General features: G+C 61.8%; 8 protein-coding genes (1 of these 8 only partly in view). 5 read left to right on the top strand and 3 right to left on the bottom strand.

Features of this window, described 5'->3' with window-relative positions:
- Positions 1 to 923 carry the 5' portion of a polysaccharide biosynthesis/export family protein gene (locus BRADO_RS22550; protein WP_011927664.1) on the bottom strand. 238 nt of this gene lie to the left of the window's left edge, so the window shows 923 of its 1,161 coding nt (coding positions 1-923); its start codon is at positions 921 to 923; the stop codon falls past the left edge of the window.
- 465 nt (positions 924 to 1,388) lie between these two features.
- Here BRADO_RS22550 and BRADO_RS35820 point away from each other — a divergent pair, with 465 nt between their 5' ends.
- From BRADO_RS35820 to BRADO_RS22530, 3 genes are all read left to right on the top strand, one after another.
- Positions 1,389 to 1,793 (top strand): hypothetical protein, encoded by a 405-nt coding sequence (locus tag BRADO_RS35820; protein ID WP_244422874.1) that lies wholly within the window; start codon positions 1,389 to 1,391, stop codon positions 1,791 to 1,793.
- Between the two features lie 489 nt (positions 1,794 to 2,282).
- A complete protein-coding gene (locus BRADO_RS22535; protein ID WP_244422873.1) occupies positions 2,283 to 2,627 on the top strand; it encodes a hypothetical protein in 345 nt (114 codons plus the stop codon).
- 990 nt (positions 2,628 to 3,617) lie between these two features.
- Positions 3,618 to 4,001, top strand: coding sequence for an H-NS family nucleoid-associated regulatory protein (locus tag BRADO_RS22530; RefSeq protein ID WP_011927662.1), 384 nt, complete (start codon positions 3,618 to 3,620; stop codon positions 3,999 to 4,001).
- Between the two features lie 253 nt (positions 4,002 to 4,254).
- Here BRADO_RS22530 and BRADO_RS22525 read toward each other — a convergent pair whose 3' ends face one another.
- Entirely contained in the window at positions 4,255 to 5,730 is a 1,476-nt protein-coding gene (locus BRADO_RS22525; RefSeq protein ID WP_011927661.1) for an undecaprenyl-phosphate glucose phosphotransferase, read from the bottom strand.
- A gap of 485 nt (positions 5,731 to 6,215) precedes the next feature.
- On the opposite strand from BRADO_RS22525, the gene BRADO_RS22520 reads away from it, so the two are divergent.
- Entirely contained in the window at positions 6,216 to 7,013 is a 798-nt protein-coding gene (locus BRADO_RS22520; protein WP_011927660.1) for a glucose-1-phosphate cytidylyltransferase, read from the top strand.
- The gene (locus BRADO_RS22515; RefSeq protein WP_011927659.1) at positions 7,010 to 7,663 is read left to right on the top strand and encodes a PIG-L deacetylase family protein; all 654 of its coding nucleotides are present in this window, start codon (positions 7,010 to 7,012) and stop codon (positions 7,661 to 7,663) included. The genes BRADO_RS22520 and BRADO_RS22515 overlap by 4 nt, the downstream gene beginning before the upstream one ends.
- Before the next feature lie 187 nt (positions 7,664 to 7,850).
- Here BRADO_RS22515 and BRADO_RS22510 read toward each other — a convergent pair whose 3' ends face one another.
- Positions 7,851 to 8,951 carry a hypothetical protein gene (locus BRADO_RS22510; RefSeq protein ID WP_011927658.1) on the bottom strand — a complete coding sequence of 367 codons (1,101 nt, stop codon included), beginning with the start codon at positions 8,949 to 8,951 and terminating at the stop codon, positions 7,851 to 7,853.
- Positions 8,952 to 9,060 lie beyond the last annotated feature (109 nt).

Below are 9,060 nucleotides of genomic sequence, written 5' to 3'. Positions count from 1 at the left end.
GTGTCGACGCCCAGCTTCTGCAGCAGCGGCCGCTCCTCGTAGCGATACAGAAAGACCTCGGCCGGATCGGATTGCTGGTCGTTCAAGCCGCCCGCCTTGCCGATCGCCTGCGCCAAAGTGAGCGTCTCCGTGTCGAACGAGATCTCCGAGTTGAAGCCGAAGACATTCTGGTTGAGCGCGCCAAGGGCGGTGAAGGTCGGCGATTCCCTGGTGATGTAGACGACGTCGTTCGGACGAATGAAAATGTTCTCGCGCGGATCCTGAACGACGCGGGCGAGCAGGACGCGAACGCGCCTGCCGTCGCGCTGCAAGGTGACGTAGCTCTCGATCGCTTCGTGCTTGGGGCCTCCGGCGCGCGCAATCACCGCCAGCAGCCGCTCGCCGACGCTGTTGAGTGCGAGCACCCCCGGCGTGTTGACGTCACCGAGAACGCTGACCACGGCGGAATGCTGCTGGTTCAGGCTGACCACGACCTGCGGCTCGAGCGCGCGCTTCTGCAGGCGGAAGACGATCTCCTGCTCGATCTGGGGCAGGGTTCGGCCTGCGGCGACGATCTCGCCCGCGTAAGGCACGCGGATGTTGCCTTGCTGGTCGACGGCCTGTGCCGGCAGATCGACGAAATTGCCGGGACGGGCACCCGCAGCCGTCGGCGGGGTGAACAATCCGCCAGGAGCGGCTTCGAAGATCGAGACGTTCAGGACGTCCCCGATACCGGCCACCTGCACCGGCTTGGGCCGCTTGTCGGGAAACACGCCCTGGAAGGTCACGAGGTTGGGCTGCGAGAGGAAGCCGATCGTCTCTGGACTGACGTCGACCAGCGCATAGGGAAGCGCCGTGTTCGACCGGACGCTGGCGGTGGCATTGTCGCTGACCGCGTCGCTGGTCGGGCCCGTCCCCGGAAGCAGAGAACACGCCGGCAGCAATGCCAGCAGTGCGACGAGGGCAAGGCTCCGCGAACCACGGCCAATCCCACGGAAGCCGAAGCGGCTTACCGCGCTTCTGCCGACGGCAGATTCCGCACCGCCTCCCGCCTTCTGCGAGCGACGCGGATTTATCCAGGCCTTCAAACCCGTCTTCGGATACGACAAAGGAATTCCCCTGGCATCTTCCCCACCCAGAGGGGGCGATGACCATCCCACTCGGTTCCTAAGTTAACCGGCCGCCTTCCGCGGCGAAAGCGCACGCCCGTTCGTCCCAGCCAGCTTTTGCCTCGCCGTGCTAATTAGGCCACAGTTCCATCTCATCAAATCGCCGCGTTCGACGCCGCCGATGGCCATAACGGTGTTCGCAAGCTGGCAAATTTTCTCCGAGTGACCAAACTCCGTAAATCTAAGCAGAAAGCCGTTGAGCATCTGTTATCCCCAGAGGCTGGAATCGGACGCGGGAACGTGGGCGTGATCGTCGTCCGCCGCGAATCGGAAGGCGATCCAGCCGGACCCGCCGGCCAGTTGTGCGCGGCGGCCGTTCAAGTCTATGCTGGGCCCTGTTGCCAACCGATCAGCTTGTGGGGACGCATGCCGCTGTCGAACGTGACCAGGATCGCCGTCCTCGCTCTCCTCCTGGCCGGCGTGTCCGGTCCTGTCTCGGCGCGCGGGCCTTATCCGGTCACCGAATGCGGCCCGGATCTGAGCAGCTTCTGCCGGCTGCACGGTGCGTTCCAGGCAACGCCGTTCCACTACAATCTCGCGATCTATCCGGGGTGCATAAGGACGGTTGCATTGGAGACCTCCCGGGGTCCGAAATATCGGCGCGTCGTGATCTGCGGGGCGCCGGATCGGTCGGTAGTCCGGTAGAGCCCAGCTTTGCGGACGTTTCTGGCGCCCGCGGCAGGACCGTCCTGCGCGACACGCCGCTCTTATTTGCCAGGACCGGGATGACGCCGTTTCGAAGCAAAAACGCGTGTTAACACGGCTGCGCGCCTGGAAATCCGCGCCTTCCTGTCTCAATAGTTGAGCAAATTTAGTCTCTCAACCTAAATTAAATGTTTTGTCCGGCTCTCTCCGGACATAGGAGATATGAAAAGGCACGTAATGAACAAACTAAAGCTTTAATTGTCACAGACGAAGGGTACTTAATAAGTCCCTTCGCTATCGCGGTGGTTTTTACTTTTTGGGCCGCGATTGGCGCCGGACGTATTTAATGCGTTGCCTTGCAGATGGTAGTTAACTTGTCGCGAGTGGTTAATTTCCTCCCGGTCACCGGAGCCGATCGTCGTCGCGATGGCAGTTCGCCGACGATTGAAAGACGATCGCTGAAATCTCGCCAACGAGTGGGGGCCGTCCGTGCGTGACGAGCTTGGTACAGCGTTGAGTGATGAAGAGTTCGATGTCGGCGGTGGGCGAACCCTGAATACCGTCCTGGCATCGTTAATCAAGATCCGAACCGCAAGATCACGCTTGCAACTGCGGCCACCGGAGAATGCGGCGCCTGCCGCATTATTGTCGCAAATCGAGCTGTGCAACATCCTGCTCGAAGAGATCGAGTCGATCAGCTGCAGTCTCGACAAGCGCGTCGACCATCCGGGCGCCCCGAGCCGGCGTTCGGTGTCCGACAGGCGTCAGCGCGGCACCGCTCACCTTGTTCCGCCTCGCCGCGTCACGCCCGGGCGCACCAAGCAACAGCGCTAGCTGCTTGGCCTAATGGACTGTTGCCGCAGCGGCCCGCGGAACGCGGGCCCTGTCGCGTGATGGCCCGCGGGTCGCTCAGATGCCAGCGGCGCGGAACTGCGGCGTCGGATCCATCCGGACGGCCGGGTACTCTCAACGCGACCCGGCATTAAAAAACAGCGGAAATTAGATTTTTCAGTTATTCGGAATCGCGCCACCTTTGCTCCGTTGTGGACGCCGCCGCTTTATTTAATACGTCGGTTTATCGTGCGCGTCTCTGCGTCACAGTCACAACCAACCCATGTGAATGACCGGCGTCGTCCGGCCCGCTATAGGCTGTGTGCGCAGGTAAGTGAATCTGTTCGACGATCAGTCGGATATTGAGGTGGACCTGAGACGCCGGCCGATGGTCCCAGGATGGCTTCGACGATTAGAGTTATGAGTTGTGAGATGTCGGCGGCGTTGGACATTGCGACGGAGGACACGACGGTCGGTTCTGTCATCGAACAGCGCAGGCATCTCGGCCGATTTGCGGCATGTTCCCAACGCCGTGCATAATTTGATCGGGCGGCGCCAGTTTTCGCAGGCGCATAAATATCCCGGTTCGGGTTATCGCATTGATCGCGCGAATAGGTTGTGCAATGTCGTCGGACGCTGAGAGGCCATATGATCCTGCAAGTGGTGCTGCCGCTTTGTTTCGCGGCTCCGTCATGATTGGTACGAAGATTAAGCGCCTTTCCGCCGCAGAGTGCGGAAAATTCTTGCAGACCTCTTTGATTTGACGTTTTTCAAACAGGGTTGTTCGGCGTCCGTAGTTCTGTGCGACTCGGGCCCGCGTTTACCCGGATAGGGTTGCTGGTTGATATTTGATTAAGCTACAACCAAATAAGTCGGTGGAGCGGATATAACTCAAATATTCGGGTTTCCCGACAGCGAACCACTTGCGGATCGAAATACCGAATTATATGACATTAATCCGGCAGGATAGAGATCACAGATAAAGGTCGCTGCATGTCCACCAAGAAGCTCGATTTCGAGGCGATGTCTTTCGATGACCTCTGGTCGCTCCATGAGCAGATCAGCCAGATCCTGGCTGAGCGGATCACGTCTGAGAAGCGCGAGCTCGAACGTCGTCTGGCGGTTCTGAATCGCAGCCGCGGCGTAATCGAGGGGCCGAACAGCGAGGACGCGCCCTCCTATAATGCCAACGGAAAAGCGCGGCGCAAATACCCGCGCGTGCTGCCGAAATATCGCAATCCGCAGACGTCCGAGACTTGGTCCGGGCGCGGCAAGCAGCCGCGCTGGCTGGTCGCAGCCATCAAGACGGGGCGTCGGATCGAAGAGTTCGCCATCAACGGAAGCGGGGCCCCCAAGGGGCGACGTCAGCGGGCCTGAGACCGGCTCGATCACCACAGGCGGCACTCTTCCACCGGTGAGCCGTGCGCTGCTACCGGGTCCGCAGGCACCACGTGCGCCGGATGCGACTTCTCAATTCTGCTGCGACGACTCCAGCGTCAGTCGGACGATTTTCGGGATTTGCCTGTGGCATTGCATCCGGGCACCTGACGTTTCCGACCAGGCAGCGCGCATTTCCCAGCCTTGTCACCGCGACATGTTCCGGCGATGCGATCGCAGGCAGCTTGGCTGCCTAATAGGCGTTGTCGCCTCGGATCAGCTCGATCGGCGTCCTGAGCAAAATCGCGATGTCGAGCGACAGACTCCAATTGTCGATGTACCAGAGGTCGAATTCGACGCGCTGCTCGATCGAGGCGCGCGTCGGCGTCGGTCCGCGGCAGCCATGCACCTGCGCCCAGCCCGTCAGGCCCGGCTTTACACGGCGGCGGAAGGCGTAGTTGCGCACCAGCTTGTCGAATTCGTTGTCGTGCGCCAGGGCGTGCGGGCGAGGACCGACCAGAGACATGCTGCCGTTCATGACATTGAGCAGCTGGGGCAGTTCATCGATGCTGGTGCGGCGCAGCCACGCGCCCAGGCGCGTGAACCGGCTGTCCCCGGCCTTCGCCTGGACGATCGTAGGGCCGTCCTCGAGCACCGACATGGTCCGAAACTTGTAGATCTGGAACGACCTGCCGTTGAAGCCGCAGCGCTGCTGCCGGAAAAAGACCGGCCCCGCCGAATCGAGCTTGATGGCGATGGCCACCAGCAGCAACAAGGGCGACAGCAGCAGCAGAGCGGTGCCCGCCAGGGCTAGGTCCATGAGACGCTTGGTCGCGTGCTCCAGCGGGCTCATCAGGCCGCGATGCAGCTCGACGCAGACGGTGCTGCCGAGATCGTGACGCGGCTGATTGAACAGCTCCGCGGCCGCTCCGACGGGCACGAAGCTTACGGGGAAGGGCAGAACCCTGAGGTCTGCTCCCAGCGTCCGCAGTTCGGACCAGGGATCGGGGCTGGCGCCGACCACAATCTCCTCGATGTCCGAGCCGCGCACATAATCGATCACGCTGGCCACCAGGTGCTGTCGCTGGTCGGGGGCTGCGCCGGGATCCGGAAGCAGGAAGTGCCGCCTGACGCGAAAGCCGGTGTCGACGAGCGCCTGGCTGAGACCTGGATTGTCCTGGCTCGCCTCGTCGGTGATCAGGACGATGTTGCGTCCTGAAAAGCGTTTCTCAGCGAGGCCTTTCGCAAGCAGATATTCGGTCATCCGCCGGTTCAGCACCAGCGCCGTCAGTCCCAGCATCGCGAAGACGATGCTGGTGCCGCGCGAGAACTCGCCGCCGATCTTGAGCGCGAACAGCGCGCCGGCAAGCACCAGGAAGGCGGTGATCCAGGTCAGGCACGTCGCGCGGATCTGTCGCGACAGGATCAGGAGCTCCGCCGGCCGATACATGCCGCGGATCTTCATGAGCGAGACGAACAGGGCCGAGACGAGGATCGCAAGCCCGACCGACTTGCTGACGTCGTTCGCGCCGGCCGCGTCCTGAAAGTGATAGAGATATCCAGACAGCACGCTGGTCACGGCGATCGTCGCGATGTCCGCCGTGATCGCAAACGGCTCCACCGCGCCATAATGGATGGGCCATTTCCGACATTCAATTTGCCGGTCCGCCAATACGGCCCCAGGCATGCCGTTCCGGTCGAGAGTTTCGGGCTGATCCACGTAATGCATGGGATCTCGATGTTCGAAACGCGGTTAAAATAGCTGGCTTGCGCCTTAGTATATTATTCATCATTTAATTGGAACAATTAAAATCGCCGGTTGTTTAAATTCCGCCGTGTGGGTCCCACGATACCGCAGCGCGATGACGGCGTGCGCTGACCGGCCGCGCGGGCTCTGAAAGAGCAATGAAGGCTTGAATATCGGCGTTTCCAACGGCAGGGGCCTCTCCTGATCCCTGTGGCGGATTCATGTCGCGCCAACGAATATTTCAATGTGGCATTGAAAAATTGGAATTTTAATTGTTATTAAATCAGAATAATAATCGGTCGGGTGGGTCGGGACCTCCGCGATGCCTGGGTCCGGCACATCGACCGACGACACTCCTGCAGAATCGCTTGCCGCCAAGGGCGCGGCCAGTCTTCCGGGCGGCCGTGGGGTTGGACGAAAATGATTGCTGATTTCTGAGTTTTAATGAAGCCGAAGGACGTCGAGCCATGAAGGTCGTCTTGTTCTGTGGGGGACTGGGGACGCGGATCCGGGAATATTCCGAGAGCGTTCCGAAGCCGATGATTCCGATCGGCCACCAGCCGATCCTTTGGCACGTGATGCAGTATTACAGCCAGTACGGCCACCGCGACTTCGTGCTCTGCCTCGGCTACAAGGCCAACGTCGTCAAGGACTACTTCCTGAATTACAATCAGGCCGCTACGACCGACTGCACGATCTCGCAATTCGGCAAGAAGATCGAGCTCCTGGGCGAGCGCCCGGCCGACTGGCGGGTGTCGCTGGTCGACACTGGGATCTGGCGCAACATCGGTCAGCGCCTGAGGGCCGTCCGGCATCTCGTCGAGGGCGAGGAGATCTTTCTCGCCAATTACAGCGACGGCCTGACCGATGCGCCGCTGCCCGACATGATCGACCGCTTCAAGCGCAGCGGCAAGATCGGCTGCTTCATCGCCATCCATCCGCCGATCAGCTTCCATCTGGCCGAGTTCGACGACGACGGCACGGTCGGCCGCATGGCCGCGAGCAATGATTCCAACATCTGGATCAACGGCGGCTACTTCATCTTCCGCAAGGAGATCTTCGATTACATCGAGGAGGGCGACGAGCTCGTGGTGCAGCCGTTCAAGCGGCTGATCGATCGTGGCCTGCTGATGGCCTATCGCTACGAAGGCTTCTGGCGGGCCATGGATACGCTCCGGGACCGCCAGGTGCTCGAGGAGATGATCGAGCGCGGCGATACGCCCTGGCATCTCGGCGCGAACCTTCCCGCCGTGGTGAACGGATGAGGGGATTGCAGCTCGCCGGTCGCGGCGACCGTTTGTCGGTGCTTTGTCTCGGCGCGCATTCCGACGACATCGAGATCGGCGCGGGCGGCACGCTTCTGACCTGGCTCGACCAGGGCGTTCGCCTGGACGTGCATTGGTGCGTGCTGAGCGGCAATGGCGAGCGCGGCGTCGAGGCGACCGCATCGGCCAACGATTTTCTCGCCGAGGCAAGCGGCCGCAACCTCGAGATCCTGAATTTCCGCGACGGCTTCTTTCCGGAGCAGGGGGAGGAGATCAAGGCCTGGTTCGAGCAGCTCAAGGGCCGCATCAGTCCCGACGTCATTCTCGCGCATCGTCGCGACGATGCGCATCAGGACCACCGCCAGGTCAATCGGCTGGTCTGGAACACGTTCCGGGATCACCTCGTGCTCGAATATGAGATCCCGAAATGGGACGGCGATCTCGGGCGGCCCAATTTCTACATGCCGGTGTCCGAACGCGTGATGAAGCGCAAGGTCGCGCTGCTGATGTCGCATTTCGGCAGCCAGCGCTCCAAGCAGTGGTTCGACCCGGAGACGTTCATGGGCCTGGCGCGGCTTCGGGGGATGGAGTGCCGTGCTCCCGAGCGCTACGCCGAAGGCTTTGTGGCCCGCAAGCTGTCACTGGGCTGATCGACGCAGGCCATCGGCGAGGCGCCTTCATCACACAAAGACGGGCGGGAAACGCCGCGATCGATGGTCTGCGACCGAACCGGCAGCCGCGGGTCGTCACGTCTTCGGGCGCGATGACCCGGGTACGCATCCCGTCAGTTTTCCAATCAACGGACGGCGATCGTCGTGAGCCGGATGAGACCGCGCCTCAGCCGGCCGCCCGCCTCGGAAGCTCGACGGTCTCCTCGACCTGCGGGCGTTCGATCGCGGTGGCGGGCACCTTTTCCAGCCAGACTTCACGCCACCAGGCGAAGATGCCGCGCGGGCAGAACAGCCGGTTCTCGCTGTAGCGCGACTGGCAGTAGACGCCGTCGAGGATCACCGCGGGCGTCTTCATGCGCCGGATGTAGCCGGTCCGCTCGTCGATGAACTTCTCGACGCGCGTGCGCACCCGGAACACCTTGCCGCAATACGGCACCATTTCCGCGTCGAAGCCCATGCCGCGGTTGTTGGTCTGCTTGTCGATGGTCGCGAGAATTTCCTTGTGCGGCCGGACGCGTACAAGATCGCCCGGCTGCAGCCCGAGATCGGCGATCGGCGCATCCTTGTCGGTGAGGAGATCGCCGCGTCTGCGCGGGAACGGCACGCCGCCCCAGAGCGACTGGATACGATCGTAGATCCAGCGGGCCGGACGTCCCAGGCGCGGACGGCGCGCCATCGTCGCACCGACATAGGCGAAGTAGAGGAAGCCGCGAAACATCTTGCCGGCGGAGACGTTGCCGGATGCGATATCCTCGGCATATTGCCGGGCGTCCCACCATTTGAGCGGCTGCGTGTAGCTCGGCAATTCGGTTGCCTGGCAGCTGTAGCGCGGACCCTTGCCGGCGATCTGATCGGGTGACTCGGTCGCGTCGAGGACCGCGCGCGCCGTGCAGCCGCCGGACGGCTGGCGCGCTGCCGCGTAGTCGTGATCGGCGCTTGCGGCCTGCGCAGGATCGGCCGGCAACAACCAGGCTTCCTTCCAGAAGATGAGGCATGCTGCCTGGCAGCCGCCATAGGCCTCGCCGTCGCAGCGCAGATCGAGATGCACCGCATTGGGCAGGCGCCGTCCGAGCCATTCGCCGGTGTTGTATCCGGTCACCGTATCGCAGGTCTTGTGCGCCCGCTTGTAGACCTGGAAGCGCTGGCCGCACCATTTGAACATCTGCGGCATGAAGGGCAGCCCTTCGAGACGGCCATTGGCATCGAGCGTGGCCAGGATCTCTTCCTTGCTGCGGACCTGAACCCAGTCGCCGGCGGATAGCGTCATGCTCTGTCTCTCAATTCTTCAACCAATGCGTCTCAATGAAAGCTCCCGAGATTTGCGGTCTCGGTTTGTCGGATTCAAGGCATTTATTTAATTCGCTGGAATATAATCA

The sequence above is a fragment of the Bradyrhizobium sp. ORS 278 genome (assembly GCF_000026145.1).
GTDB lineage: Bacteria > Pseudomonadota > Alphaproteobacteria > Rhizobiales > Xanthobacteraceae > Bradyrhizobium.
Note: the sequence above shows the minus strand (reverse complement) of the source record. Positions and strands in the feature narration are given on the sequence as shown.

Excerpts from the sequence above, each read along its gene's own strand:
- BRADO_RS22530 (WP_011927662.1), top strand. The coding sequence starts at position 3,618 with ATGTCCACCAAGAAGCTCGATTTCGAGGCGATGTCTTTCGATGACCTC.
- BRADO_RS22525 (WP_011927661.1), bottom strand. The coding sequence starts at position 5,730 with ATGCATTACGTGGATCAGCCCGAAACTCTCGACCGGAACGGCATGCCT.
- BRADO_RS22520 (WP_011927660.1), top strand. The coding sequence starts at position 6,216 with ATGAAGGTCGTCTTGTTCTGTGGGGGACTGGGGACGCGGATCCGGGAA.
- BRADO_RS22515 (WP_011927659.1), top strand. The coding sequence starts at position 7,010 with ATGAGGGGATTGCAGCTCGCCGGTCGCGGCGACCGTTTGTCGGTGCTT.
- BRADO_RS22510 (WP_011927658.1), bottom strand. The coding sequence starts at position 8,951 with ATGACGCTATCCGCCGGCGACTGGGTTCAGGTCCGCAGCAAGGAAGAG.